Below are 26,505 nucleotides of genomic sequence, written 5' to 3'. Positions count from 1 at the left end.
TCGAAATCAAAACGATTTATAAAATTACTATTCCTGACTGATTTGCGCAAATCTTTCTTCAAGTTTAACATAGGTATTTTGGGTAGCTTCTTCTACGGCTTGGCTTCCTGCCCAAGGGTCAATACTTTTTAAAAGCATCGAATTTTCTAATAAAATAGATTCATTTTCAATAAAAAAATATTGATTTTCAGAAAAATAAAATATCTGATGAATCCCTGCCATAGCTGCAAAGTATTTTTGCATTGGGGTGTGTACTCCTGCGGCAATAGGTAATTTTTTAGCAATATTAAAATTAAGCATCATTTTTGCCCAAAACATACGTATTGCTCGTATTTGGGCAATATTTAAAAGATAATCATTAGTAAAAATATACAAAAACCCTATATTTTCTGATTTTTTTTCATTAGTCTTAAATATTTCTTTCGCTTGAAGTAATTTTATAGCTATAACTTTTTCAAAATCTGTTGTTCTATCATCTTTTAACAGGAAGAACGTTCTTTCACCTAAAACCACTTCTTGAGTATTAGCTTCTATTTTGATATTAATATCTTTAAAACAAATCGGTTGCAATAGATTTTCAGAAGCGGTATATCCCCTAATATAAGGAGGAAACCCTGCAGCAAAATTAAGATGTTCATAAATCTTATCTTGCGACGGATTTATCGGTATTGTAAGGTTTTCGAAACGATTTTTCATTGTCTTGAATGTTTTTTTTCCAACTTTTCCCATAACCTATTGGCTACTAACGGAATTACGAATGTTTTTTCTCGATTTTTTTTACTGAAAGGTACAATTTCCCAATCTTCTTTAGAAACAAAATTTGAAAAATCAGGTGAATTTTTACGTAGTAAATCGTCAAATAATTGTTGTTGTTGAGTAGCTTTTTCTTTTACTTTACGTTGCAGTGTATGTTGAGTGATTTGTTTTAACAATCCACCCGATGCCACAATATTTTTAAACAAAAGTAAGGCTTTTTCAGCCATTTCTGCACTAAGAGTATCTATCAGTAAATTACCATTGCATTGTTCAGCAGATTGATTTTGAACTGCATTTTGTAATCTTTGCATCACCTCTATTTTGATTTCTGGGGTACTTTTTTTGAAAAATAACGCATTTTTTCCTTTGATAAAATCAGCACCTCCAAAAATAGCACTTTGGTAAGCTAAATCTGTAATTATTTGATTATAATTAGTATGCGTAATTTTAAATTCACGTTGTGAAGGTTCGGCAATCACAAAACATTTTATTGGAAAGGAAAATACAGAAAAAACGACTTCGATGAGTTGCCTTAATGCTCTTAATTTTGCGATTTCAAAAAAACATTGGCTCGATAAAGCTACTTCAAAATAGAGTTTTATATCGGATTTATCACTCTGATTTTCAATAATTTCAAGATATGTTACCGCTTGAGATAATCCGTATGCCAATTGTTGTATTACACTGGCTCCTGACTGTTGGTAAATAGCCGTATTTACGTATAAAATATCTGAATGATAGTCTTTTATCAGTTGTAAATCATCAGATTGATTGGAAAACCAATGTCCTACTGAAAGTAGCCTACCGATATAATCGCAACAAAGATTGATATTAGCCTCACTTTTAAAAATTCCTTCTGAAAGTTTGCTGAAATGAGCAACATCAGCATATTGCGGATGAATGAAATAAGTACCATTTTTAGGCAAAGCAGCAAAAAAAGCTGCCCAATTTTCGTTTTTAAAATGTAAGGTTATCGAAAAACAATCAATTCCCATAGCATTTAAAAGCTGTATTTCTTTTAAGGCTTTCTGGGGTTTTATACAATAAATAGTAGCAGTGGGGCTTGATTTTGTATGAACTTTGAAATGAGTTCTTTTATTTTCAGTCGTATAAAATGGAAGTAATGTTACTTCATCGTGAGTTTGAGCTACCAGAGTTTGATTATAATCTTGTCCGTTAAGTTCAAAATGAAGTTTTTGCTTCCATTCTTTGGTGCCAATTTTAGTAAAAGGCAATAATAAATCGGTCATCGTTATTTTTTCACACAAATTGGAGACAAAAATATGCTTTTTATTTGTTATGCAAAAAGGAACTCGAACACAAAAAAGGTTGTTAATTCACTTAACAACCTTTTCAATAAAAACCTTAAAACTATGGAGAACCCTAATTAACTGCGTCATTCAATTCTGAGCCTGGTTTGAATTTAACCACATTTTTGGCTTCAATTTTTATGGTTTTTCCTGTTTGCGGATTTCTTCCCTCTCTTGCTTCTCTTTTAGAAACTGACCAAGAGCCAAATCCTACCAAAGATACCTTTCCACCTTTTTTTAAGGTGTTTTCAACATTACCTAAAAAAGAATCTAAGACTTTTTTAGCATCTGATTTTGAAACTCCTGTTTGCGCTGCAATAGCATCAATAAGTTCTGTTTTGTTCATAAGTATATTATTTTGTGTGTAAATTGTCTTACAAAGATATAAATATATTCAAATGATGCTATTTTTTTATAATGAAAAAAGTTTATTTTTTGAAATTATTAACATTTAATCATAAAAAAAGGGGGATTATGTTAAAATAAAATGCGACTCAAAGGCAAAACCATTGAGTAATTCTTTTGTTTTCATTCGTTTTTTTCCAGGTAGTTGAAGTTCGTTAATGGTCAAAATCCCTTGTGGAACGAACACTTGCAATGCTTTTTCATTGACTTGAAGCGTTCCAAATTTTTCCTGGTGGTGTTCAGGGGAGAAATCAGCATCATATATTTTAACAGCTATTTGTTCTTGATTATTGGTCTGCAAATTAGCCCAAGCTGCAGGATACGGACTCATCCCTCGAATTAAACGCTCAATGTCTTCTCCATTTTGCTGCCAATCAATTTTACACGTTTCCTTAAAGATTTTGGGAGCTTCGGCAAATGTTTCGTTTTTAGGCTGTGGTTTAGGTAGAACTTCATCGTCCTCAATGATTTTTACCGTTTTTAAAACCAAATCAGCTCCTATTACCATTAGTTTATCGTGAAGCGTACCTGCTGTTTCCTTATTGGCAATTTTAATTTCTTGTTGCATAATGATAGCGCCAGTATCAATTTTTTCATCAATGAAAAAGGTGGTTACTCCCGTAACTTCTTCTCCTTTAATGATTGCCCAATTGATAGGAGCAGCACCACGATAATTAGGTAATAATGAGGCGTGTAAATTAAATGTACCCTTAGGGGGAATTTGCCAAACGACTTTAGGTAACATTCGAAAAGCAACTACGATTTGCAAGTCGGGTTGTAAGGCCTTTAAATCAGTTATAAATTTTTCATCTTTTAAATTTTCAGGCTGAAGAACAGGAATATTCTTACTTTGAGCATATATTTTCACGGGGGAAGATTGTAATTTTCGTCCTCTTCCTGCTGGTTTATCGGGCATTGTAACTACCCCTACAACTTGTTTTCCGTTTTCAACCAATACTTTTAGGGTTTCCAGTGCAAACTCTGGCGTTCCCATAAAAACAATTCTAAGATTTTCTTTCATCTAACAAATATTCATTAAATTCGTTTAAACGTATTTCATTCATTGATAGTAATATCTTTAAGGCTTCTAAAACGATGGTTTGTTGATATTCAAGAGCAAATATCAAATCCTGCGAACTCATTGCCTTTTGTTGTAAAAGTGCCAAAATATCATTTTTTACCAAATTGATATTGGTTTTTGCCTGTTTGTTTGCTACACAAACCGAACAAATTCCGCAGGGCTGGGTGTTTTCCTCACCAAAATATGCTAAAAGTTGCTGACTTTTACACTTTTTATCATCGTCTAAAAAGCGAAGCATCTGCTTAAAAAGCGTTTCTTTCATTTGGTTGTAAGCCTTTACGTTTTTGGCTATGGAATAAATTAAAGCATCGTCCCTTCGTGGAAAATGAAAAGTGATTTCCGCATCGTTGTTTTCTCCTCTGTAAGCGATAATTTCCTCTTTTTGTAGTTGAATCAAATCGTTTTCTATTTTATCTGCAGACAAATTCATCTTAACGGCAACTTTTTCTAGATTTACCACCATAGGATGATCGTGTATGCCTGGATAATTTCGTAAAAAGAAGAAGACCAAATCTTTATATTTTGGATTATTTTTCAAATAATCAATAACCTGATTCCCTGAAACCAAAAAATGTACGGTAGCTTTACTAAAATAGCTTTGGTTAAAGGTAAGTACCGATTGAGCTTCAAGCAAAGCTAGTCCGTTAGCGACTTGTTGCGGATTGAGTTTGTAACGCATACAAAAATCAGAAAACTGAAAATGATGCAGAATTTCCTCTCCCTCACCGTAAGCAATTTGAAAATAAGCATTTAGTTTAGCATACAAAAGTTTTAAAAAAGGAACATCTGTTTGATGTAACAAAAATTTTTTTTGAGTGCTTTGATACTGATAATCATTATAAAGCATTACGGCAAATGCTTTTTCACCATCACGCCCTGCCCTACCTGCCTCTTGAAAATAATCTTCCAGAGTGGGCGGAATGTCCCAATGTATGACAGTTCGTACATCGGGCTTATCAATTCCCATTCCGAAGGCATTAGTAGCCACCATAACTTGTACATCGCCAAGCATCCACATTTGCATTTTTAAACTTTTCTGTTCGGTGGTCAATCCTCCGTGAAAGTAGGTGGCTGTTAATCCTTTAGTATTGAGGTATTCAGCCATTTCAACGGTTGATTTTCGGCTTCGTACGTAAACTATGGAACTTCCAGTGTTTTTATGTAAAATTTGCTCTAAATATCGCCATTTGTCTTCCGTCTTGTACACCATATAGGCGATATTTGAACGTTTTAAAGAAGATTTAATCACCTGAGCATCATTTATCTGCATTAGTTGAACGATGTCATTTTGTACCCTCTGTGTAGCCGATGCCGTTAGTGCTAGTATCGGAATTTTAGGAAATTCTTCCTTAAGCCAAACACATTCCAAATAGGCAGGACGAAAATCTTTTCCCCAATGTGAAATACAATGTGCCTCATCAATAACTATCAAGTTTACAGGCATTGACTTGATAAAATCACGAACGATCTCTTGTTGTAGCCGTTCTGGAGAGAGGTATAAAAATTTATAATTACCTAAAACAGCATTGTTTAGTATTCGTTCTAAATCGGTATAAGAAAGTGCCCCAGCTAAGGAAAGGGCTCGAATTCCTCGTTTTTTAAGCCCCTCTACTTGGTCGTTAATCAAAGCAATTAAAGGCGATACCACAATGCAGATACCACTTTTGAGGAGCGCAGGTACTTGAAAAGCGATAGACTTTCCGCCGCCTGTGGGCATTAAAGCAAGTATGTTTTTTCCTTCCAAAACCGCTTGTACGATGTCCGCTTGTGGTGAACGGAAAGCATCGTATCCCCAATATTTTTTTAATATTTCAAGTGGTGTTTCGGTCAAAACAGGAAAATAATTCTAAAGTTAAACTAAAACTCTTTAAAACTGGTAATAAATGTTTTATTGGGACAATCTTCAATAATTACTTCCACTTTATTTTCAGATATTTTTCCTTCAATAACATAGCTTTTACAAGGATTTGCCTTAACATTGCTTTTTGAAAATAACACTTCTCCTTGTGAAAGAAGGTGGTTTAATTGAGTAGAGGTAATTTTAAATTCAGGAGCAATTTCGATATTTTTAGAGCGTAATTCCTTCAATACCCGACAATTGGGTAGATAACAAAACTCAGCTCGTTTTTCCTTAAAGAAAAAAGCTAAAAATACAACTCCGATGGAAAAGCCCAACAAATAAAAACCAATTCGTTTGATTAAAGGCATATTTTTAAATAAATAACAGATTTACAGGTTTATATGGTATATCAAACCATTGCGAAACTGTAGCATTAGTCAATACACCGTGATAAAAATATAGCCCATTTCTTAAGCCATAGTCGGTTTGTAGGCTGTTTTCAATACCGCCTTCCTCGCCGATTTTAAGCAAGTAAGGCATCAAAATATTACTGAGGGAGAAAGAAGCCGTACGTGCATAACGCGATGCAATATTAGGCACACAATAATGTATAACGTGGTGTTTTACAAAAGTGGGAGCAACCAAAGTGGTGAGTTGGCTTGTTTCGATACATCCTCCAGTGTCTATGCTAACATCTACAATAACAGCTCCTTTTTTCATCAATTGTACCATATCTTCAGAAACTACAACGGGAGAACGATTTTCACCCCGCATCACTCCGATAACTACGTGACAACGCATCAATGCTTTCTTCAAAATTTTAGGTTGAAGCGTTGAGGTGAATACCGAATGATTTAACTTTTGATTTAAGTTACGAAGGTCAGTAAGCGAATTATCAAATACTTTCACATTAGCACCGAGCCCCATTGCTGCTTTAACGGCAGCTACAGCAATGTCATCGGAACCCAATACCACTACTTCAATAGGAGGTACTCCAGTAATGTTCCCAAATAAAACACCAGCACCGTGGTTGGCGTCGGCAATCAATTCAGAAGCTATTAAAACAGAGCCAATACCTACAATTTCGCTAACCGACTGAAATACTGGAAAATTCCCTTTTTGATCTTGAATAAATTCAAAAGCCAAAGCCGTAATTTGCTTTTTAGCTAATAATTCAAAATAAGCCTTATGCATTGTTTTAATTTGCAAAGCCGAAATCAAAACAGTTTTAGGTTGTAAATAATTGATTTCCTCTAAAGTAGGAGGTTCAATTTTTAATACAATAGCGCAAGAAAATACTTTTTTGGTATCGGTTGTGATTTCAGCTCCAGCTTCACTATAATCCTTATCCGAGAAATTAGCGTGTAAACCCGCTCCTGATTCTATCAAGATACGATGCCCGTGTGCCACCAGTACAGCAACATCATCAGGAGCTAACCCAATACGTCTTTCCTGCCAAGCACTCTCCTTAGGTACTCCAATTTGTAATGCCATCCGGTTTTTAGTAACGGCTAAACACTCTTCTTTAGGCAAAATATCTGAAAATAAGGCAAATGACATATTCTAAATTTAAAAATCTAAATTAGATTTCTTCCAATAAATATTCTTAAAACGGATTAAAAAAGATGTTTTTTAATATCCGTCTTTAAACTCGGCGAGGCTTCTACCAAAGGCAAACGTACATAAGGGTTACAAAGCCCTTTTTCGGCTAAAATAGCTTTTATTCCTACTGGATTTCCTTCACGAAAAGCTAAGGAAATTTGAGACATCAACTTATAGTGTAACACATTGGCTTTCTGTATTTCACCTTGTAAACCCAAATGAATCATTTGTGAAAATTCTTTAGGGAAAGCCCCTCCTACTACCGAAATACCCCCACTTCCGCCCATATAAACCGAAGCTAATGCAAACATATCATCTCCAGAAATATACAAAAAATCTTGAGGCTTATCTTTTATAATTTCCATAGCCAATTGCGAATTTCCGCCTCCCTCCTTTACCGCTACGATATTATCAAAATCACGAGCTAATCTATTTACGGTGTCGGCAGTCATAGAAATCCCAGTACGCCCTGGAACATTATAGGTAATTATTGGTAATTTTGAATTTTTAGCAATTTGAGCGTAATGCGCATAAATTCCATCTTGTGTAGGCTTGTTATAGTAAGGCACTACCGAAAGTATAGCACAAAAACTGGAAGTATCAGTTTGCTGAATTTCATTAACAACGGCTTCAGTGTTATTTCCGCCTATGCCTAACACTAAGGGCAATCTTCCTTGATTGGCTTTTACTACAGTTTCACGTACTAGTTGTTTTTCTGAGGCTGATAATGTAGGAGTTTCGGCGGTAGTGCCTAAAACAACCAAATAATCAATTCCTCCTTCAATAAGGTGGTTTACAATTCGGATTAAAGCAACAGTATCTACCTGATTATCTTTTGTAAAGGGAGTTACCAAAGCAACTCCAATGCCTTGTAGTTGTTTTTGTATCATAGGTTGGTTTTATTTAAGGTTTTCAAAATTTTCTTTACTTCTTGAGCAAAAAGAGCTTCTTCTTTTAACGGACATTGCACAATGATATCATTAAAATCTGGGGCTATCCCTTGAACTCCTATTCGGAGTTTTGCTTGAATGGTGGAAGAAAGTAAAAGCAATGGCAACTTGGGCTGATCAAAATAATTGATAAGGATATCATATTCTTGCTCAGCAAGCCTGTCAGCGTGATAATTACGTATTTTACCTTGCCAATTGATTTCTCTATCGGTTAAAAACGGAATACCACCAATATGTGTTTCTTCCGATTTTTTTTGATACCCTAAAAAAATATAATTCTCTGGACGTAAATTAAAACTATTTACTAACTGAAGTAAAGGTTGAACATCTTTTATGGTATCCATATCAATGATACAACCTACCTTTGAAATTTTGTCGAACATTTGGTTTGCCGAGCTCTTTTTCAAAGTCTGTAAATTTTTCTGAATTATTTTTTTTATGTAATAATCTTTTATCACGCTATTTTTTTGCTATCTTTACAATCTGTTTTGCAAATGTAATATATTATTTAATATCAGAGTACTATTTTTACAATTTAACTTATAGGATATGAGTAAATATTTTCTGAAAGTTTTTTTGGTGTCTCTTTTTGTTTTTTCTTGTAAATCAAATACGTATCATTTAGAAAAGACAGAATACAAACTTTTTAACATTAATGATTCTGTACCTGCTTCTCAAGATGTAGAAGCTGTGGTGGCGCCGCTTCGTAAGCACTTGGAGCAGCAAATGGGGGCTGTTTTGGCTTACAATCCAGAGGCATTAACCAAAGAAAAAGACGTTTTAAATGCAGGAATAGGTAATTTTATGGCAGATGCTTGTTTTGAGCAAATTGCTCCCCTATTCGAACAAAGAACAGGTAAAAAGCTTGATTTTGTACTACTTAATTGGGGAGGAATTCGCTCCGATTTAAAAAAAGGAGATATTACCATAGGTTCTGTTTTTAGGCTGATGCCTTTTGAGAATATGCTGGTTGTTTTGGAAATAACTGGAGAAAAAGTTAATGAAATGGCAGATTATTTGGCGCGTCGAGGCACGGCGCACCCACTATCCAAACAAGTAGGATTACAAATCACTACTGATGGTAAAATCAGACAGTTTACTATCCACGGAAAACCGATAGACCCCAAAGCTACGTATCAAGTTTGTACTTCCGACTTTTTAATGTACGGAGGTGATGGTATGACTTTCTTTGCCAATCCTATAAACGTACACGAAACAGATTATTTAATTCGTAACACGCTAATTGATTATTTCAAAAAAATAGATACCCTACAAGCTCAAAAAGATGAAAGGTTCATTTTTGTAGATTGATTTTTTTTATAACGATTTTTTCTAAGAAACATAAAATAACGATGAAACGAAGAGTTTTTACTAAAAATATAGGGGCTTCTGCTTTGTTTTTAGGTTTAGGAGGAGCAAATTTGTCATTTTCTTCGCCAAAAGTAAAGCATTTGACCATTTTACATACTAACGATACACATAGTCATATTGACCCTATTGCTGCTGATGCACCACGAAATCCTAACCAAGGCGGAGTGGCAAGACGCGCCTACCTCGTGGAACAAATACGAAAAGAAAATCCAAACACCTTACTTTTTGATGCAGGAGACATTTTTCAAGGAACACCCTACTTCAATTTTTACGGTGGAGAGTTGGAATTCAAACTTATGAGTATGCTCAAATATGATGCTGCCACTTTAGGTAATCACGATTTTGACAACGGAGTGGACGGCTTATATGCACAGCTACCACACGCTAAGTTTGATTTCATTACCTCAAATTATGATTTTAAAAATACCATTATGAATGGGCAAACCCTTACTCATAAAATTTATACCGTTGACGGAATCCGTGTGGGGGTTTTTGGCTTAGGAGTATTGTTAGAAGGTTTGGTTAATAAGAAAATGTATAAAGAAACGCTTTACCTCAATCCTTTGGAAATTGCCCAAGATATGGAGCGAAAGTTAAAGATAGAGGAAAATTGCGATTTAGTCATTTGTCTATCGCACTTAGGATATGATTACAAGGAAAAAAATATCGTCTCAGACCTAATAATTGCTCAAAATACCTCCTATATTGATTTAATTATCGGTGGGCACACGCATACTTTTTTGGACGAACCTACCTCGGTAATCAACAAACAAGGAAACATCACTTTAGTAAACCAAGTGGGATGTTTCGGAATAAATTTGGGAAGAGTTGACTTCTATTTTACAGACAATAAAGTTACTGAAAATAAGCATAAAACCATACAAATTTAAAAGTATTGCTTTAATTTCTATTTTTTAGTAAAGGAACAAACTGGAATTCACCATATTCACTTTTATGAAATTCTTTTTCGGAAATACGCTCAAACAGCGTCATTGTTTGCGTGTTTTTCCCTATGGGGATTACCATTCGTCCTCCCACAGCAAGTTGAGCAAGTAAGGCTTGAGGCACCTGCGGGGCACCTGCCGTAACCAAAATTCTATCGAAAGGAGCTTCTTGAGGAAGCCCTGCATACCCATCACCAAAGTACATCTTTAAAGGACGATTGATAAGTTTAGGAATAAGTAGCTTTGCTTGTTTGAAAAGCTCAAATTGTCTTTCAATGGTAAATAATTTCACTCCTAAAAATAATAAAACACTTGATTGATAACCACTTCCAGTGCCTATTTCGAGTACCTTTTGCCCAGATTTGACTTGCAAAAGTTGGGTTTGAAAAGCTACCGTTGACGGATGCGAAATGGTTTGCTCTGCCCCAATGGGGAAAGCTTTATCCTCATAGGCGTGAGTTTCAAAACTACTATCAATAAACAAATGTCTTGGCACTGCCTTTATGGCTTCCAAAACTAAAGTATCAGTTATGCCTTTTTTTGCCAAATTTTCGGCAAGTTGATTGCGCATTCCCTTGTGTTTGAGAGTATCTTTTAATGGTAACAATTCTTATGGCTCTTTTTTAAGATTTGTGCAAAAATAATCTTAAAATTTGACAGAAACAAGCCTTAATTACCAACGTCCACCGGCGCCACCTCCGCCTGAAGAGCCACCTCCGAAGCTTCCGCCTCCGCCCCCACCTCTGCTGCTAAAGCTTCCTCCTGAACCAGAGGAACTTTGTACTTTTTTAGCGATGGTATAAAATCCGTGAGAAAAACGATAATAACACAAATTACATTTATCGTATTTTTCTCCTTCTCCTGTACTGGTATATGTGGGCTCAACAATGGTTTGTCGAATATTTTTTTGAAGCGTTTTGTAGCCACAACTAGGGCATTGCGTGTATTTTTTGGATAAATTCCAAGGTTTCAATACAACTTCTCCTGTTTGTGTATTGGTCCAGATTTCATACTTAACGCTACCAAGTGTTTCCTCACGACGTTGACCTTTATCTAAATAAGCAGATAATGTTTTTGAGTTTATCCATTCCCGATTTTGGCGAATCCATTGATTAGAATCATCTGGAGGTGCAAAACGAGCTTTAGCTTCTAAAAAACGTTTGATAATTTGCAATGCAGTTATGTAAGCCAATGGAGAAAATAGCATCGGAATAAAAGATAAGGTAAAAAACTTTTTAAAGGCTTTATTTTTCTCTTTTTCATCGGCATAAGATTGCATAATAACCTGATAACTACGTTCATACTTAAAGGCTAAAGCCAGCGAACCCGAAATCAAAATTAAGTACAACGAATCCACAAAAACCTCTAAAATCATATAAATAACAAATAGTAATATCAAGTAAATAACCAACGAACAACCACATCCTTCTGCAAGTGAACGAAAAAAACTACTCTTATCCACCTGAATTGTGCCTTTGGTCATTTTTTGTACAAAATGTATCCAAACGTAAGCTAGTAAGAAAAAACCTATCCATATAATGTATGGCGAATAATCAATTGGAGGTTCTGCTGGAAACAATCGCTGTAATTCAGTTTGAGCATCAGGCGCCAATAATATTTGCCGAATGATTTGAGAGGTTTCTAAAATTCCAGCATCGTAATTGCCATTTTTGAAATTAGGTACAAGATATTGTTCCCCTATTCGTTTTAGATAAGCATCAGTAAGGATACCCTCCAAACCATATCCCGTAATAAACCGCCACTCACGTGTATCTTTGGAAATAAAGAGCAGCAAACCTGTATCTTTTCCCTTTTTACCTATCCCCCAATGCGTGAATAAATCAAAGGCGAAATTAAAAGCAGTGTCGCCATCATAATTATCAACCAAAACCACGGCATACTCCACTTCGTTTTTTTCATCAAGCTCTTGGGAGAGCATATTGATTTGATTTATGGTCTGTTGGGAAAGCAAGTGAGTCATATCAGTGACAAAATGAGCCTGTCCTGAATTTTTAGGATTGGGCACATCAGTAACCGAAACACCATTTTGTGTGAAATAAAATTCTTGTGCAACAATTGTTAATGAAACAAAACAAGATATCAGCAACAAAAAATATTTTTTCAGTTTCATTGTTATTTTTTTAGATATTCAAGTTAAATTCCTTCCTAAATTGTTCAAGAATAGGATTAGTTTCTAAAAGTCTGTTGTATTTATCTTGTGGAGTAAAGGCTGTTTTAGGTCTGAAATCACGTTCGTTAACCACAATTTCCAAAGCAATAGTATGATTTTTTAGCCGATTTTTTAAAAATTGCATCAAATTATATTCGTTAGCTGCTATTTCGGATTTTATATTTTGGCTGGGAACATCTAAAAATATAACATTTCCTTCTTTCAAAATGGGGTCCTGTATGCGTAAACTAGATGCTTGGAGCTTTTTACCCGATTTTTCCACTTGCTCAATATAATCTTTCCAAGCTTTTAGTAAATCTTGTTGGGTAAAGGATTCTTTGGGAAGTGTGTCAGAATCAACTTCTTCTGATTTCTGATTATTTTTAGCATCAATTCTAAATTGTACGCTTTTGAGCGAAAAACTGGAAACAGAAGTTCCGCTACTTAAAGCAGTAAAATTATCAAATGATTGTATTTGAGAGGACTCGGCAGATGAAAAACCTGTATCTTGCTCTTTTAAGCCCTGATTTTGAGAAATCTTTGAAGTTGAAATAGTGGTCTCAGCCCTTTGAGGGTGAAACATTTCGGGAGAAGCTATGAAGCGTCCATCATTTTTTTTTTATCGCCAACAAAGGTTAAGGAAGCCAATTGCATCAGTGCTATTTCAACCAGCAATCGTTGGTTACGACTACTTCTGTATTTAAGCTCACAATCGTTTGCAATTTCAATAGCTTCCATTAAAAAAGCTGTATTGGCTTTTTGACTTTGCAAGGCATATTTCTTTTGAGTTTCTTGCCCAACTTCCATTAGCGTGATGGTAAGCGGATTTTTACAAACCATCAAATCCCTAAAATGACTCGCCAATCCTGATATAAAATGATGACCATCAAAGCCTTGTCCGATAATTTCATTAAAGTTAACCAACAACTCAGGAAGTTTATTTTCCAGAATCAAATCGGTGATTTTAAAGTAAGTTTCGTAATCAAGTACATTTAAAATTTCAGAAGTAGCTTTTCGAGTAATAGTTTCTCCGGAAAAACTAACCACCCTATCAAAAATGGATAAAGCATCACGCATTGCTCCATCTGCCTTTTGAGCGATGATTTGCAGGGCTTCATCTTCTGCTTCAATACCTTGTTGTTGAGCAATATATTTCAGATATTCCCGAATATCATTTATGGTAATTCGCTTAAAATCAAAAATTTGACATCTTGAAAGAATCGTAGGGATAATTTTATGTTTTTCAGTAGTCGCTAAAATAAAAATAGCGTGTTTTGGAGGTTCTTCCAATGTTTTTAAAAAAGCATTGAAAGCCGCTGTGGAAAGCATATGTACCTCATCAATAATATACACCTTATATTGCCCCACTTGTGGTGGAATACGCACCTGATCAATCAGATTACGAATGCCATCGACACTATTGTTTGAGGCAGCATCTAACTCAAAAACATTAAAGGCAAAGTCGTTTTGGTCTGTAATACCCGATGTTTTTTCGTTAATTTTTTTTGCTAAAATACGGGCACAAGTAGTTTTGCCTACTCCTCTTGGTCCTGTAAAAAGCAGTGCCTGAGCTAAATGGTTGTTCTCAATGGCGTTTAAAAGGGTATCGGTAATTGCCTTTTGCCCTACCACATCACGAAAAGATTGTGGTCTGTATTTTCTTGCGGATACTACAAAATGTTTCATAAGGCAAATGTAGTTTTTTATTCTGAAAAAGAAAATATAAAAAATGATATTTCTTATTTTGGATGTATCCTCTAATCTAACAGAAATATTTTTAACAATAAAAAGGGAAGTTTTTAGACTTCCCTTGTATCAAAAGATTAGATGTTAGGGAGTAAAAAACTCATTGGGTAACACGATTGTTTTATCCCTAACAACTAAATTCTAATCACTCTTGCCTATTTCTTAATACTTCTTTTAAGAAAGCCCAGTGATTACGCCGTTGTCATCAATATCCATTCCTTCGGCTGCGGGAACACTCGGAAGACCTGGCATACGCATTGTATCTCCTAAAATAGGAATGACAAAACCTGCTCCAGAAGCAAATTCGAATTCGCGTACAGTAACTTCAAAACCAGTAGGACGAGCTAATTTCTTATCATCATCACTCAACGATTTTGGTGTTTTTACCATACAAACAGGCATCTTATCAAAGCCAAGTGTGTTGATGTTTTTCAATTGAGTACGTGCTTTTGAAGTATAGTTCACGCTACTTGCTCCGTAAATTTCTTTGGCAATTGTTTCGATTTTCTCTTCAATGGAAATAGCGTGGTCGTACAGAGGTTTGAATTTGCTTTCTCCACTTTCGGCAATCTCCACCACTGCTTGGGCAAGTTCTTTGGTTCCCTCACCACCTTGTGCAAATCCTTTGGAAACGATAGCTTTAACGCCTTTTTGCTGACATACTTCCTGAATGTACTTGATTTCTTCTTCGCTATCATTCGGGAAATTATTAATCGCTACAACGGCTTTCAAGCCAAACTTCTGCACATTCTCGATGTGTTTTTCCAAGTTTCCGATACCTTTTTTTACTTTTTCGAGGCTTGGTGTATTGTATTCTTCCTTCAAAGCTCCTCCGTGATGACGCAATGCACGAACTGTAGCAACAATCACCGCAGCATTGGGAGCAATTCCCGCCGAAACGCATTTGATGTCCAAGAATTTTTCAGCTCCTAAATCGGCTCCGAAACCAGCTTCCGTAACGGTGTACTCACTGAGCGACATTCCCATCTTCGTTGCCAAAACAGTGTTCGTTCCTTGTGCGATACTGGCGAAAGGTCCTCCGTGCAAAATCGCAGGATTATTCTCCAAAGTTTGCACCAAATTAGGCTTGACAGCATCTTTTAAAAGCAAAGCCATCGCTCCCACAACGTTCAAATCACGTGCAAAAACAGCAGAACCATCGAATTTCTTTCCGACGTAAATATTTCCGATACGGCGTTTCAAATCCGAAAAGTTTTCTGACAAACAGAGGATTGCCATAATCTCGGAAGCGGGTGTAATGTTGAATCCGTCCTCTCGGGGAATACCGTTAGCACTTCCGCCCAGCCCGATAACAATTTGGCGAAGAGCTCGGTCGTTCATATCCATCACACGTTTCCAAACAACAGTACGAGGGTCAATTCCGATGGAATGAGTTTTGCTTTGGATATTGTTATCGATAACTGCGGCAAGTAAATTATTGGCTTTTTCGATAGCAGAAAAATCCCCAGTGAAGTGCAAATTGATGTCCTCCATCGGTACCACTTGCGAGTAACCTCCACCAGCGGCTCCACCCTTAATTCCAAAAACAGGACCTAAGCTAGGCTCTCTTAAAACAGCCACAGCTTGTTTGCCGATTTTGTTAAGACCTTCAGTAAGCCCAATACTGACGGTCGTTTTGCCCTCTCCAGCAGGTGTAGGTGTGATAGCAGTAACTAAAATCAGTTTGTTTTTCTTGATTTTCTCCTTGTCGATGAGCGTGAGTGGCAATTTGGCTTTGTATTTACCATATTGCTCCAAATCGTCTTCGTTAATGTTCAGTTTTTTAGCAATCTCTTTAATGTTTTGCATCTTCGCATTTTGTGCGATTTCTAAATCGGTTGGAAAACTCATATGTTTTATGTTTTTGTAATGGTTAATAATTATTATAGCGTAAATATTCTCCCAAAGGTAACAAATATTTTAAAAAAACAAGATGTAAATTACAATTTCTTAAAGCAGGGCACATTCAACCCCCAAGTGCAATTTTTTATACCACGAATTTATAAAATAAATTTTTAGGTTCTTCAAAATCTAATATTATTATTCTACACTTACTAATGGAATTTAAAACATAAACTAAGTCTAAAAATAAATATTTTTAGTAATAAAACACAAAATAATTTAATTAAAAAGTTAAATAGATATAAAAAATATAATTTGCAAAATTATTTTGGTACTTTTGTAAAATAAATTTAAAATCATTTTATGAAAAGAATCTTTTTTTTAGGTTTAGCATTGGTTATGCTAACAGCTTGTGGAAGTACAAAATCACCAGAATTGAAACGTTTGGAAGCTAAAGAAGAAATTTTATCGTTGAATACCAAACTTAATAATTTAAAAATCGAATTGGAAAAAGAACGTATCTCAACAGCAGGATTTCGTGACGAAGTAGCAAAAATAAATGCTGACGCTGATGAGAGAACTTCTTCTTTTTCAAATTCCGATGACGCTTCAGATGCAGCACAAAAAGCACGAAGAGCACGAAGAGCTTTGAAAAAGGCACAAAAAGCCAATAGAGATTTGGCAAAAAGTGAGAAAAGAATGCAAAAAATACAACGAAACATCAGTAAGGTTGAAACCAAATTAGAAAAACTCAATAAAAGCATCGAGTTTGTATCCAATTCTGAAACAAACCCTACTAACCAATAAAACAAAAAACGGCTCAAAAAAAGCCGTTTTTTCATTTATTAAAATATTGAATTATAGATTCAGCACTCCGCAAGGATGCTCATAGGGAGCTTGATTTTTACTGAAAATACGAGCAGTTAAACCGCCTTTAAGGAGTATTTCTTCGCCAATAACACGTAGCCAACTTCCTTCACGCAATCCCACTACAGAAAGGTCGGACTGTTGTAAAAATTCTTTGATGCGGGTTTCGCGCGTCTCACCCATATGTTTTAACTCAGGCTGAGGGTCCAAATAATGCGGGTTTAAGTTAAAAGGTAAAACACCTAAGGTTTTAAAACTAGGTGGATATACGATAGGCATATCATTGGTGGTTTGCATCGTTTGCCCCACAATGTTACTTCCTGCACTGGAGCCCATATAAGGTGTGCCTAAATCAATTGCTTGGCGTAATGCTTTCATAACATCAAATTCATAAAGTTGTTTTACCAATAAAAAAGTATTGCCTCCGCCTACGAAAATAGCCTCTGCCTGTTCAATGGCCGCTATAGGATTAGCAAAGGTATGCAACCCTATCACCTTTTTACCAATAGCTTTAAATCCGTTTTCAGCAATTTCGGTATAAGCATCGTGCGATATACCAGAAGGACGCGCAAAGGGCACAAACAAAACGGTATTTATGCCCTGAAAGAAGTCTCCCATTTCCTGATGAAGATATTCCAAATATTTTCCCCCGTAAATGGTAGAAGTACTGGCTATGAGTAACTTTCTTTTGCTATGTTCCATAAATAACTATTTATTTTGAGGATAGTGATTATTTTCAGTATGTATATCGGCAGTGATTTGCTCTGGATCAATCTGAAAATGAGTTATGGGTTGGGTCGTTGCCAAAACGTGTACGAATTCAAGGTTATTTTTACGCCATACTTGTACCGGATAAGTAATCACCTCGGAAGTACCATCAGCGTAGGTTACTTGAAGAATGATAGGCATAGGTACGCCTCCTTTTTTTTCAAAAGTAATTTCATAAAAATAACTAGCTTGTGAGAGCTGTGCTTGTTGCTGTAAAGGAAGATTATCTGCAATATAGTCCGAAAGGGCATCAGAAATTTCAATCACACTTTTTTGATGGCGTTTGACATCGTAAGCCTTATCTGACTCTGAAACTAAGTGTACTAACGGACGTAAATCAGTAAGTTTTACTCCTCTGTCTTCTAGTATTTTAGTTACCTCATCACTGGGAAGCTCAGAAACTTGATGTATTTTAACCGATTTGATACCCAAATCAACATAATCTGTGGTATAAAACCAAGTACGCCAAAACCAATCCAATGCCACTCCTGAGGCATCTTCCATTGTACGGAAAAAATCCTCTGGGGTAGGATGTTTAAACTTCCAACGATTTACATACGTTTTAAAAGCGTGATCAAAAAGTTTATGCCCCATAATGGTTTCACGTAAGATATTGAGCCCTGTGGCGGGTTTGCTATAAGCATTCTCTCCTAAATATTGTACGGTTTCTGGATTGGACATAATAGGGGCTATTTCAGAGGAATTAGCAGACATATAAGGAATAATTTGATGTGGAAAACCACGCTCAGAAGGAAATTTCTCATAAGGATAAATATCTTTCGGATAGGTTTTGCCATAAGACTGCTCGGTAAGGAATTGCAAAAAGGTGTTGATTCCTTCGTCCATCCAAGCCCACTGACGTTCATCGGAGTTGACAATCATCGGAAAGAAATTATGTCCCACTTCGTGAATAATGACACTCATCATTCCGAATTTAACCTCATCAGAAAAAGTACCATTGGGGCTACGTCCGTGATTCCAACTAATCATTGGGTATTCCATTCCTTGATCTTCGGCATTAACTGCAACTGCTTTAGGATAAGGATAATCCAACGTATATTGAGAATACGTTTTTAGCGTGTGTGCTATCACCTTAGTAGCAAATTTTCCCCAAAGTGCACTTCCTTCCTTAGGGTAGAGTGACACTGCCATAACTAGGCGACTATTTATTTTAACAGGCATCATCTCATAAATAAATTTGCGAGAGGAAGAAAAAGCAAAATCACGTACGTTTTGCGCCTTAAATTGCCAAGTTTTTTTATCTTTTGATTTTGTTTTTTCATTGATTCGGGCTTCTTGTTCGGTAACAATAAAGGTAGGCTTGTCAAAATCTTTTTGAGCCTGATTGTACCGCTGAAGCATCAATGGGCTGAATACGGCTTTACGATTTTGCAATTCTCCTGTAGCCTCAACAATGTGGTCGGCAGGTACGGTAATGGCAACTTCGTAATTTCCAAAAGGAAGCGCAAATTCACCATCTCCCCAGAATTGTTCATTTTGCCAACCTTCGGTATCGTTATATACTGCCATACGGGGGAAAAATTGGGCAATTACGTATAATCTATTATCTTCCTCTGGGAAATATTCATAGCCCGAGCGTCCTCCGTTTTTCTGATAATCGTTAATTAAATACGACCATTTTATAGAAAAAACTAACTTTTCATTGGGAAGCATCGGTTTGGGCAAATCAATACGCATCATCGTTTGGTTGATGGTATAATCCATCTCTTTTCCGTGTGCATCTTTCACATAATCAATTTGAAAACCTCCCTCAAAATGTGGCTCTAAATGTTTTTTAACAAATTCTTCAGGGGTGTATGCAGGGCTTATCCATTTGTCTTTACGTAGATTGGCAGGAAAGTGCGGCGCTCTTACATTTTGGTCTAATTGCACCCACAAATATTCCAATTTATCCGGAGAGTTATTGGTATAGGTAATGGTTTGGTTGCCGTATATTTTTTGGTGGTCATCATCGAGTTCAATTTGCATCACATAATCAGCTTGTTGCTGATAATATGCAGCGCCAGGTGCTCCTGCTGCAGTACGATAACTATTAGGAGTGGCAAACTCTTGAGTCATTTTCCGAAACGGATTCAGAGTAGAGGTTTTCTGCTGTTGTAGTGTATCTTGTCCCCAAACGGTTTGCAATGCTACAACTGCCAAAAGTGTTATTTTTCTCATCTTTTTTATAAAGTTAAAGTTAAATACAGTATTGAAACGCTCAAAGGTATCTATTTTTTCGGTAAAACATATCAGTCTTTCTGAAAAATATCACCAATTAAAGCTTGAAAATATAACTATGAATTTTCAATACATACAAAATATGTAAAATACAACTTTATTGAAAAAGTAGGAAAACTTAAGCTCTGAGTATTATCACCTTTCAGTTAATCGATTTTAGGTAGATGGAAAGCATATTTTATAGCCACCAAGCGAATCACAATAACCACAGCGATAGCTATCAGATAAATATAATCACTAAAATAGCCAAATTCCTGCAGCCCCAAATAAGTTATGGCTCCTATAACACAGGCTGTGGCATAGACCTCCTTGTGAAAAATAGCTGGGATTTCATTACACAATATATCACGAATCACTCCACCAAAACAAGCTGTTACGGTAGCTACCGAAATCACTCCAATGGGGTGTAAACCAAACGATTGTGCAATTTGTGCACCCAAAACGGTATAAAAACCAATCCCAATAGTATCGAAAAGCATTAACGATTTTCGTAAATAATGTATTTTGTTTCTTAAAAATATGGCAAAGAAAGCTCCCGCAAAAATCATTGTGATGTACATAGGGTGTATCATCCAAAAAACGGGGGTTCTTCCAATCATCACATCACGGAGCGTACCTCCTCCAAGGCTAGTGACAAAGGCAATAATGAAAATACCAAACAAATCCATCTTTTTCTCACGAGCTGCCAATGCCCCAGAAATGGCAAACACAAAAACGCCGATATAATCGACAATAGTAAAAAAATTCATTCTTCAAAAAATAAAGTGCAAATTTAAGAAAGAAAAACATTACACTTAAAAGAAGTACGATATAAAATTCATAGGCTAAAAAACAAAAAGAGCCATCTAACGATAGCTCCTTAGTTGAAATAACCTCAAAATTAAGGCAATTTATACTTGTTGTCCTAACCAAGCCTTCATCATCCAAACGGTCTTTTCTTGCTCTTTTATAAAGTCACTCATCATTGAACCAGTTCCTTCATCATCAACATCTGAAGCATTTTCAAGAATAGCTCTTTCTATCTTCAAAAGCACGGTTAATGAATCTACAACAAGTGCTATTGCTTTTTCATCTTCATACACATCTTTTCCCACAGGAACTTGTGCATTCTGAATATAGTCTGCCAAAGTGTGTATCGGAGTTACTCCTAAGGTAAGAATACGCTCGGCAATCATATCTACTTTTTCGTTAGCATCGGTGTAAAGCTCTTCAAATTTAGTATGCAAATCGAAGAAACGTTTTCCTTTGATATTCCAATGAATTCCTCTTAAATTCTGATAATACACCTGAAAGTTAGCTAATAATTTATTCAATTCCGCGGCTAATACTTTTGATTTTTTGGCATCTAAACCAATACTATTATAACTCATAATTTAACGCTTTTAAATTTACGACACAAATATAAGCACTAATATGAGTAAATTCAATATTTATTCATTGAATTATTTGATAATTATATCAGTATTTTTTATAGCTTTGTGAAAACCCCACACAAAATAATTAAATTATGACTATCACACAATTAGAATATGTACTTGCCGTAGCCCAATATCAAAATTTTACTTCAGCTTCCGAGAAATGCCACGTTACACAGCCCACCCTTAGTATGCAAATTCAAAAATTAGAAGAAGAATTGGGCGCTTTAATTTTTGACCGAAGTAAAAAACCCATACAAATAACAAAAATTGGAGAGCAAATCGTTAAACAAGCACAAATCATTGTCAATGAATCCGAACGTATGCAAGACATTGTTGCTCAAGAAAAAGGATTTATCGGTGGCGAATTTCGTTTGGGCATCATTCCTACGGTTTCACCAACGCTTTTACCTCTTTTTCTAAAGAATTTCATCAAAAAATACTCAAAAGTAGATTTAAAAATTGAAGAACAGCACACACAACAAGCACTGACTAACATTGAAAATGGCTCCCTTGATGCCGCCATATTGGCTACCCCTCTTGAAAATGCTAACTTCATCGAAAAGCCTCTTTTTTACGAACCATTCGTAGCATATATCCCTGAAAATCATTGGCTATGCAAATCCAATAAAATAAATAGTGAAGACTTACAAATCGATGAAATATTGATGCTAGAAGACGGACACTGCTTTAAAAATACGGTGTTAAACCTCTGCGGACAAAAACAAGCCACCCAAAAAAGAGGATTCCAAATTAAAAGTGGAAGTTTTGAAACCCTCATTCGTCTTTCTAATGAAGGACTCGGAATGACACTCCTCCCCTACTTACATTCGCTGGAATTAAGCGAAAAACAATTACAACACATTCGCCATTTCAATGAACCGCAACCCGCCCGTGAAATCAGTTTGGTATATCATAAAAACGAACTCAAAGCACAAATGATCAATGCTTTACACGAAGTTATTTCGGGAGTAATTCGCGGAGCAATTGCCTTTCACGATGTTAAGATAATAAGCCCAGTGGTTAAGCCTAAATAATATCAATACTTCCTTTACCCTCACGAAGCACAACGGGCTGACTACCCGATAAATCTATCACTGTTGAAGCCACATTATCGCCATAACCCGCATCAATTACGGCATCAACTCGGTTTTGCCATTTTTCAAAAATAAGTTCGGGGTCTGTGGTGTATTCTATAACATCGTCATCATCGTGAATGGAAGTAGAAACTATCGGATTACCCAAACGTTCAACAATTATACGAGCAATATTATTATCGGGTACACGAATTCCTACAGTTTTTTTCTTTTTAAAAGCTGATGGAAGGTCATTGTTGCCTGGTAATATGAAAGTATAAGGTCCTGGAAGGGCGCGTTTAAGGATTTTGAATGTTGCGGAATCAATCTGTTTGACATAATGAGACAAATTACTTAAATCGGCACAAACAAATGAAAAATTTGCTTTTTCAAGTTTAACCCCCTTTATTTTAGCAATACGCTCCAAAGCTTTGGTGTGGGTTATATCACAACCTAAACCGTAAACAGTGTCAGTAGGATAAATTACCACCCCACCGCTTTTGAGGATATTTACCACACGATTGATTTCCCTTTCATTAGGATTTTCATTGTATATCCGGATATATTCAGCCATAATTTTTAGCTTTTTAAATTAAATTTACTTTTGCTTCTCCAAAAGTATAAAATATTTTCAATTAAACCGAATTTCGTGTGTTTATAGTTGAATGTGCCAGGTATATTTTTGTACAAATAGTTTTGAAAATACAATTTTTTTGTTTTATCTTTGCCCCACCTTGGGGATGTAGCTCAGCTGGCTAGAGCGCTTGCATGGCATGCAAGAGGTCGTGGGTTCGACTCCCATCTTCTCCACAATATTTATTGAAGACCAATAAGATATGAAAGGTGTACACAATTTTGTACACTTTTTTTGTTTTAAAATTATTCCAATTGGCTAATAAGCTTAATCAATTGCTCCTTACGAGTTTTCGGTTGTGTTGGCTTATTATGCAGTATGAACCGCCAAAATGAAACCGTTTTCATCCTGTAAAGATCAATAAAATATCCGTACTTTATTTTTTTTAAAATGTTTGGATAGATTTAGGTTTAATTTCTGATATTTTTATACCTTTGGGTGCATTAACTTTTCAATTAAAAAATATGGAAAAATTGACCCAACGTTTTATTGATTACATCAAAATAGATACACAATCAGACCCTGAAAGTGCTACTACTCCCAGCACCGAAAAACAATGGAATTTAGCTAGAAAATTAGTAGAAGAATTAAAACAAATTGGATTGGAAGACGTTAACATTGACGAAAATGCTTACGTTATGGCTACATTACCTTCCAATGTTACGCATCACGTACCAACTATTGGTTTTATTGCTCATTTTGACACTTCCCCTGACTTTTCGGGAGAAAATGTAAATCCGCAATTCGTTGAAAATTACGACGGAAACGATATCGTACTCAATAAAGAACAAAACATTGTACTTTCGCCATCTTACTTCGAAGACCTTTTACTTTATAAAGGGCAGACCTTAATCACCACTGACGGAACGACCCTTTTAGGAGCCGATGATAAGGCTGGAGTTGCCGAGATTGTAACCGCTATGGAATATTTAGTGAAACATCCAGAAATAAAACACGGAAAAATACGAGTAGGTTTCACGCCCGATGAAGAAATCGGTAGAGGAGCTCATAAGTTCGACGTAGCCAAATTTGGCGCCGAATGGGCATATACTATGGACGGTAGCCAAGTTGGAGAGCTTGAGTATGAAAATTTTAACGCAGCAGGAGCTAAAGTTCTATTCAAAGGCAAAAGTGTGCACCCAGGCTATGCCAAAAATAAAATGGTGAATTCGTTGCTTATTGCCAATGAATTTGTTGGAGCACTTCCTGAGAGTCAAGTCCCTGAGCGAACCAGTGGTAGAGAAGGTTTCTTTCACGTGACAAGCATTTCTGGAGACATTGAAAATACAGTGGTTCAGCTTATTGTAAGAAATCACGACCGTGAGCTTTTCGAAAAACAAAAGCAATTGCTACATCAAATTGTTGATGACTTAAATCAAAAGCACAACAATGCAGTAAGTATTGAAATTAAAGACCAATACTATAATATGCGTGAAAAAGTAGAGCCTGTATTCCACATTGTTGAAATTGCCGAACAAGCAATGAAAGACTTAGGTATCACGCCAATAATTAAACCAATACGTGGTGGAACCGATGGCTCACAGCTTAGCTTTATGGGGCTTCCTTGTCCGAATATTTTTGCAGGAGGGCACAATTTTCACGGGAAATTTGAATATGTTCCTGTAGAAAGTATGCAAAAAGCTACCCAAGTTATTGTAAAAATTGCTGAAATTACCGCAAATCGTTATCAAAATCAATAAACATAGGAATAAAACTACTTGAAAACAAGTAAATAACTTTATTTATTCCGTAAAATCAATATTTAACACATAATGCAATAGGTTTATTTTACTAATTTAAACCTATTGCATTTAATGAATTGCATATAAAACTATAAAATAAACTTATTGCATCAGATGAGTTAAGTTTAACATCATCTATTGTATTGATTACACTCAATGAATTAAGTTTAATTTATTTAATTAAATAAATTACATTGAGTGAATTGATTTAAAAATGATTTATTCTAATAATAGCATCAAATGAATTAAATTTAATTTGGTTTGATAAATACATTTCATTAGTTGAATTAACTTTTTAACATCAAAATAAATAAAACTCATTATATGATGTAATTATAAAATAGCCTAATAGAAAAAACATTGTTATCTTTTCTTTTAAAATAACTTATCATTATAATAAAAGTAATTACAAATCAATTTATTTTAATCATAATATAATAAAAAAAGTATGAAAATTAGGTGTTTTTTATTTATAATAATAGGTTTACTATTGATTTCTTGTAAGTCTATTCCTTATGACAATGTAAAAATTTCAATTCCTATAGATAAAAATCTTTATCCTAACAGAAAACTAAAATCAACAAGTACTTTTTACTATAATGCAATTGAAAAAGACGGAAATATTATTATGTCAAGAGGTCTTTCAATAACACCTTTTGATGATGACCATTATAATAATACTTATACTTATGACCTTAAAGGAAATATCATTGAACGTATCAAATGGGATACTCTTGGTAATCCAGAATTGAAAGAAATAACCTTTTATAATACTCAAAATAAAAAATACTATAAAGAAACCTATGAATATTATGGTGAAAATTCTACAAAAACACAAATAGATACAATTATTTATAACAATAACGGACAAATAGTTAGCCATATTATACAAGGAAAATACGAAAAACAACAAACAGATTATATCTATAATCAAAATAATAATAAAATTCAAGAGAAGAATTATATGGATAATGCTTTATTCTATTCCAAAGTTTTTGAATATGATAAAAATAATAACCTGATACATCAAAAAACAGAACATCATCAGGAAAAAGAATTAGAAGAAGACCAATATTTCTTTTATGATAATAAAAATAGATTAGTAAAATTTGAAAAAAGAAATGATGAAGGTGTTATTTATGAAAAAACTACATACAAATACAATGCAAAAGGTAGAGTTATTAAAGAATTAACATACAATTCTGATAATAAAATTATAAAATCAATTATAAAAGAATATCATTTTAATAATCAACTTAAAAAGCAAGAATATGCATTAGAAAATAATCGGAAATGGATATATACATATGATAATGGCGGAAAAGTAATGGAAGTTTTTGAACAAAATGATAATAAGATATCTAAAAAACTTTATTCTTATAATGATTTTGGGAAAGAATTAAAAATAGAAAAATTTGATCAAAATAAAAAAAGAATTGAACTAGAAACTTTTGAATACGATTCGAAAGGAAATATGATAAAGAACACGTCTGTTTATAATGATAATTATAATAAAGTTAAAACGTATCAATATGATGAAAGCGGCAATTGCTTACAAACAAAAATATATGTAAATGGGCAATTAACTCATATTATTGAAATTGAAATAACTTATTATTAGTAAATAATCATTACTAAATATCAAAAATAATTCAGATGACAAAAAATATTAAGTAGTTTTTTACTAAAAGCAAATCAGTAATTTGTAGGAACTAATTATCATATAGATTTTAATGATTGAAAAC

At 34.9% G+C, this 26,505-nt stretch carries 25 protein-coding genes and 1 tRNA gene; 7 read left to right on the top strand and 19 right to left on the bottom strand.

Annotation, left to right across the window (positions count from 1 at the left end; all coding sequences use genetic code 11):
* Positions 1 to 27 precede the first annotated feature (27 nt).
* The 9 genes from CGC47_RS01410 to CGC47_RS01370 all read right to left on the bottom strand — a co-directional run bounded on the left by CGC47_RS01410 (position 28) and on the right by CGC47_RS01370 (position 8,402).
* On the bottom strand, positions 28 to 696 hold the full coding sequence (locus CGC47_RS01410; protein ID WP_147269742.1) for a hypothetical protein: 669 nt from the start codon (positions 694 to 696) through the stop codon (positions 28 to 30).
* A complete protein-coding gene (locus tag CGC47_RS01405) occupies positions 693 to 2,006 on the bottom strand; it encodes a methylmalonyl-CoA mutase family protein (protein WP_095899892.1) in 1,314 nt (437 codons plus the stop codon). The genes CGC47_RS01410 and CGC47_RS01405 overlap by 4 nt, the downstream gene beginning before the upstream one ends.
* Before the next feature lie 133 nt (positions 2,007 to 2,139).
* Positions 2,140 to 2,412 carry an HU family DNA-binding protein gene (locus CGC47_RS01400; protein ID WP_013997193.1) on the bottom strand — a complete coding sequence of 91 codons (273 nt, stop codon included), beginning with the start codon at positions 2,410 to 2,412 and terminating at the stop codon, positions 2,140 to 2,142.
* A gap of 126 nt (positions 2,413 to 2,538) precedes the next feature.
* Positions 2,539 to 3,492 carry a methionyl-tRNA formyltransferase gene (gene fmt / locus CGC47_RS01395; protein ID WP_095899891.1) on the bottom strand — a complete coding sequence of 318 codons (954 nt, stop codon included), beginning with the start codon at positions 3,490 to 3,492 and terminating at the stop codon, positions 2,539 to 2,541.
* The gene (locus CGC47_RS01390) at positions 3,476 to 5,383 is read right to left on the bottom strand and encodes a RecQ family ATP-dependent DNA helicase (RefSeq protein ID WP_041998891.1); all 1,908 of its coding nucleotides are present in this window, start codon (positions 5,381 to 5,383) and stop codon (positions 3,476 to 3,478) included. The genes fmt and CGC47_RS01390 overlap by 17 nt, the downstream gene beginning before the upstream one ends.
* A 26-nt stretch (positions 5,384 to 5,409) precedes the next feature.
* Positions 5,410 to 5,760, bottom strand: a complete 351-nt coding sequence (locus CGC47_RS01385; protein WP_013997190.1) for a DUF4258 domain-containing protein — start codon at positions 5,758 to 5,760, stop codon at positions 5,410 to 5,412.
* 4 nt (positions 5,761 to 5,764) lie between these two features.
* Entirely contained in the window at positions 5,765 to 6,952 is a 1,188-nt protein-coding gene (locus CGC47_RS01380; protein ID WP_041998885.1) for an alanine dehydrogenase, read from the bottom strand.
* A 56-nt stretch (positions 6,953 to 7,008) separates the two neighbouring features.
* A complete protein-coding gene (gene dapA / locus CGC47_RS01375) occupies positions 7,009 to 7,881 on the bottom strand; it encodes a 4-hydroxy-tetrahydrodipicolinate synthase (protein ID WP_169922925.1) in 873 nt (290 codons plus the stop codon).
* Positions 7,881 to 8,402, bottom strand: a complete 522-nt coding sequence (locus tag CGC47_RS01370; protein WP_013997187.1) for a DUF6913 domain-containing protein — start codon at positions 8,400 to 8,402, stop codon at positions 7,881 to 7,883. Before CGC47_RS01370 ends, dapA begins: the two co-directional genes overlap by 1 nt.
* Before the next feature lie 91 nt (positions 8,403 to 8,493).
* On the opposite strand from CGC47_RS01370, the gene CGC47_RS01365 reads away from it, so the two are divergent.
* Both CGC47_RS01365 and CGC47_RS01360 read left to right on the top strand, forming a co-directional pair.
* Complete coding sequence (locus tag CGC47_RS01365) at positions 8,494 to 9,255, top strand: 5'-nucleotidase C-terminal domain-containing protein (RefSeq protein WP_041998879.1); 762 nt, start codon at positions 8,494 to 8,496, stop codon at positions 9,253 to 9,255.
* A gap of 41 nt (positions 9,256 to 9,296) precedes the next feature.
* Positions 9,297 to 10,205, top strand: coding sequence for a bifunctional metallophosphatase/5'-nucleotidase (locus tag CGC47_RS01360; RefSeq protein ID WP_095899890.1), 909 nt, complete (start codon positions 9,297 to 9,299; stop codon positions 10,203 to 10,205).
* A 10-nt stretch (positions 10,206 to 10,215) separates the two neighbouring features.
* Here the strand turns inward: CGC47_RS01360 and CGC47_RS01355 are convergent, their stop codons facing one another.
* The 5 genes from CGC47_RS01355 to CGC47_RS01335 all read right to left on the bottom strand — a co-directional run bounded on the left by CGC47_RS01355 (position 10,216) and on the right by CGC47_RS01335 (position 16,026).
* Positions 10,216 to 10,866, bottom strand: a complete 651-nt coding sequence (locus CGC47_RS01355; protein WP_041913581.1) for a protein-L-isoaspartate(D-aspartate) O-methyltransferase — start codon at positions 10,864 to 10,866, stop codon at positions 10,216 to 10,218.
* A gap of 66 nt (positions 10,867 to 10,932) precedes the next feature.
* Entirely contained in the window at positions 10,933 to 12,390 is a 1,458-nt protein-coding gene (locus tag CGC47_RS10750; protein WP_052456088.1) for a TPM domain-containing protein, read from the bottom strand.
* A 10-nt stretch (positions 12,391 to 12,400) separates the two neighbouring features.
* Positions 12,401 to 13,012: a DNA polymerase III subunit gamma/tau gene (locus tag CGC47_RS01345; protein WP_095899889.1), complete on the bottom strand. Its 612-nt coding sequence runs from the start codon at positions 13,010 to 13,012 to the stop codon at positions 12,401 to 12,403.
* Positions 13,013 to 13,023: 11 nt separating this feature from the next.
* Positions 13,024 to 14,115, bottom strand: coding sequence for a DNA polymerase III subunit gamma/tau (gene dnaX, locus CGC47_RS01340; RefSeq protein WP_041998870.1), 1,092 nt, complete (start codon positions 14,113 to 14,115; stop codon positions 13,024 to 13,026).
* 234 nt (positions 14,116 to 14,349) lie between these two features.
* Positions 14,350 to 16,026, bottom strand: coding sequence for a formate--tetrahydrofolate ligase (locus CGC47_RS01335; RefSeq protein WP_041998868.1), 1,677 nt, complete (start codon positions 16,024 to 16,026; stop codon positions 14,350 to 14,352).
* Positions 16,027 to 16,380: 354 nt separating this feature from the next.
* On the opposite strand from CGC47_RS01335, the gene CGC47_RS01330 reads away from it, so the two are divergent.
* On the top strand, positions 16,381 to 16,824 hold the full coding sequence (locus CGC47_RS01330; protein ID WP_041998867.1) for a putative periplasmic lipoprotein: 444 nt from the start codon (positions 16,381 to 16,383) through the stop codon (positions 16,822 to 16,824).
* A gap of 51 nt (positions 16,825 to 16,875) precedes the next feature.
* On the opposite strand, the gene pepE is transcribed toward CGC47_RS01330, so the two are convergent.
* The 4 genes from pepE to CGC47_RS01310 form a co-directional block, all read right to left on the bottom strand.
* Positions 16,876 to 17,586 (bottom strand): dipeptidase PepE, encoded by a 711-nt coding sequence (gene pepE / locus CGC47_RS01325; protein ID WP_095899888.1) that lies wholly within the window; start codon positions 17,584 to 17,586, stop codon positions 16,876 to 16,878.
* Positions 17,587 to 17,592: 6 nt separating this feature from the next.
* On the bottom strand, positions 17,593 to 19,833 hold the full coding sequence (locus CGC47_RS01320) for a M1 family metallopeptidase (protein ID WP_041998864.1): 2,241 nt from the start codon (positions 19,831 to 19,833) through the stop codon (positions 17,593 to 17,595).
* Between the two features lie 206 nt (positions 19,834 to 20,039).
* The gene (locus CGC47_RS01315) at positions 20,040 to 20,642 is read right to left on the bottom strand and encodes a trimeric intracellular cation channel family protein (RefSeq protein WP_013997173.1); all 603 of its coding nucleotides are present in this window, start codon (positions 20,640 to 20,642) and stop codon (positions 20,040 to 20,042) included.
* A gap of 141 nt (positions 20,643 to 20,783) precedes the next feature.
* Positions 20,784 to 21,263, bottom strand: coding sequence for a Dps family protein (locus tag CGC47_RS01310; RefSeq protein ID WP_013997172.1), 480 nt, complete (start codon positions 21,261 to 21,263; stop codon positions 20,784 to 20,786).
* Between the two features lie 137 nt (positions 21,264 to 21,400).
* On the opposite strand from CGC47_RS01310, the gene CGC47_RS01305 reads away from it, so the two are divergent.
* Positions 21,401 to 22,345: a LysR substrate-binding domain-containing protein gene (locus CGC47_RS01305; protein ID WP_041998861.1), complete on the top strand. Its 945-nt coding sequence runs from the start codon at positions 21,401 to 21,403 to the stop codon at positions 22,343 to 22,345.
* Here CGC47_RS01305 and CGC47_RS01300 read toward each other — a convergent pair.
* On the bottom strand, positions 22,338 to 22,958 hold the full coding sequence (locus tag CGC47_RS01300; RefSeq protein WP_013997170.1) for an L-threonylcarbamoyladenylate synthase: 621 nt from the start codon (positions 22,956 to 22,958) through the stop codon (positions 22,338 to 22,340). The genes CGC47_RS01305 and CGC47_RS01300 overlap by 8 nt on opposite strands.
* Positions 22,959 to 23,120: 162 nt before the next feature.
* Between CGC47_RS01300 and CGC47_RS01295 the strand changes: the two genes are divergently transcribed.
* The 3 genes from CGC47_RS01295 (at position 23,121) to CGC47_RS01285 (ending at position 26,381) form a co-directional block, all read left to right on the top strand.
* Positions 23,121 to 23,194, top strand: a tRNA-Ala gene (locus tag CGC47_RS01295).
* 288 nt (positions 23,195 to 23,482) lie between these two features.
* Positions 23,483 to 24,718 (top strand): peptidase T, encoded by a 1,236-nt coding sequence (pepT, locus tag CGC47_RS01290; RefSeq protein ID WP_095899887.1) that lies wholly within the window; start codon positions 23,483 to 23,485, stop codon positions 24,716 to 24,718.
* A 490-nt stretch (positions 24,719 to 25,208) separates the two neighbouring features.
* The gene (locus CGC47_RS01285; protein ID WP_095899886.1) at positions 25,209 to 26,381 is read left to right on the top strand and encodes a hypothetical protein; all 1,173 of its coding nucleotides are present in this window, start codon (positions 25,209 to 25,211) and stop codon (positions 26,379 to 26,381) included.
* The last annotated feature ends 124 nt before the right edge of the window (positions 26,382 to 26,505 follow it).

The organism is Capnocytophaga canimorsus (assembly GCF_002302565.1).
In the GTDB taxonomy this organism is placed as follows: domain Bacteria; phylum Bacteroidota; class Bacteroidia; order Flavobacteriales; family Flavobacteriaceae; genus Capnocytophaga; species Capnocytophaga canimorsus.
This window is presented reverse-complemented; position numbering and strand designations above follow the sequence as displayed.

Coding starts and splice junctions, on each gene's coding strand:
- CGC47_RS01410 (WP_147269742.1), bottom strand. CDS start 696: ATGAAAAATCGTTTCGAAAACCTTACAATACCGATAAATCCGTCGCAA.
- CGC47_RS01405 (WP_095899892.1), bottom strand. CDS start 2,006: ATGACCGATTTATTATTGCCTTTTACTAAAATTGGCACCAAAGAATGG.
- CGC47_RS01400 (WP_013997193.1), bottom strand. CDS start 2,412: ATGAACAAAACAGAACTTATTGATGCTATTGCAGCGCAAACAGGAGTT.
- fmt (WP_095899891.1), bottom strand. CDS start 3,492: ATGAAAGAAAATCTTAGAATTGTTTTTATGGGAACGCCAGAGTTTGCA.
- CGC47_RS01385 (WP_013997190.1), bottom strand. CDS start 5,760: ATGCCTTTAATCAAACGAATTGGTTTTTATTTGTTGGGCTTTTCCATC.
- CGC47_RS01380 (WP_041998885.1), bottom strand. CDS start 6,952: ATGTCATTTGCCTTATTTTCAGATATTTTGCCTAAAGAAGAGTGTTTA.
- CGC47_RS01365 (WP_041998879.1), top strand. CDS start 8,494: ATGAGTAAATATTTTCTGAAAGTTTTTTTGGTGTCTCTTTTTGTTTTT.
- CGC47_RS01360 (WP_095899890.1), top strand. CDS start 9,297: ATGAAACGAAGAGTTTTTACTAAAAATATAGGGGCTTCTGCTTTGTTT.
- CGC47_RS10750 (WP_052456088.1), bottom strand. CDS start 12,390: ATGAAACTGAAAAAATATTTTTTGTTGCTGATATCTTGTTTTGTTTCA.
- CGC47_RS01345 (WP_095899889.1), bottom strand. CDS start 13,012: ATGTTTCACCCTCAAAGGGCTGAGACCACTATTTCAACTTCAAAGATT.
- dnaX (WP_041998870.1), bottom strand. CDS start 14,115: ATGAAACATTTTGTAGTATCCGCAAGAAAATACAGACCACAATCTTTT.
- CGC47_RS01335 (WP_041998868.1), bottom strand. CDS start 16,026: ATGAGTTTTCCAACCGATTTAGAAATCGCACAAAATGCGAAGATGCAA.
- CGC47_RS01330 (WP_041998867.1), top strand. CDS start 16,381: ATGAAAAGAATCTTTTTTTTAGGTTTAGCATTGGTTATGCTAACAGCT.
- pepE (WP_095899888.1), bottom strand. CDS start 17,586: ATGGAACATAGCAAAAGAAAGTTACTCATAGCCAGTACTTCTACCATT.
- CGC47_RS01320 (WP_041998864.1), bottom strand. CDS start 19,833: ATGAGAAAAATAACACTTTTGGCAGTTGTAGCATTGCAAACCGTTTGG.
- CGC47_RS01315 (WP_013997173.1), bottom strand. CDS start 20,642: ATGAATTTTTTTACTATTGTCGATTATATCGGCGTTTTTGTGTTTGCC.
- CGC47_RS01310 (WP_013997172.1), bottom strand. CDS start 21,263: ATGAGTTATAATAGTATTGGTTTAGATGCCAAAAAATCAAAAGTATTA.
- CGC47_RS01305 (WP_041998861.1), top strand. CDS start 21,401: ATGACTATCACACAATTAGAATATGTACTTGCCGTAGCCCAATATCAA.
- CGC47_RS01300 (WP_013997170.1), bottom strand. CDS start 22,958: ATGGCTGAATATATCCGGATATACAATGAAAATCCTAATGAAAGGGAA.
- pepT (WP_095899887.1), top strand. CDS start 23,483: ATGGAAAAATTGACCCAACGTTTTATTGATTACATCAAAATAGATACA.
- CGC47_RS01285 (WP_095899886.1), top strand. CDS start 25,209: ATGAAAATTAGGTGTTTTTTATTTATAATAATAGGTTTACTATTGATT.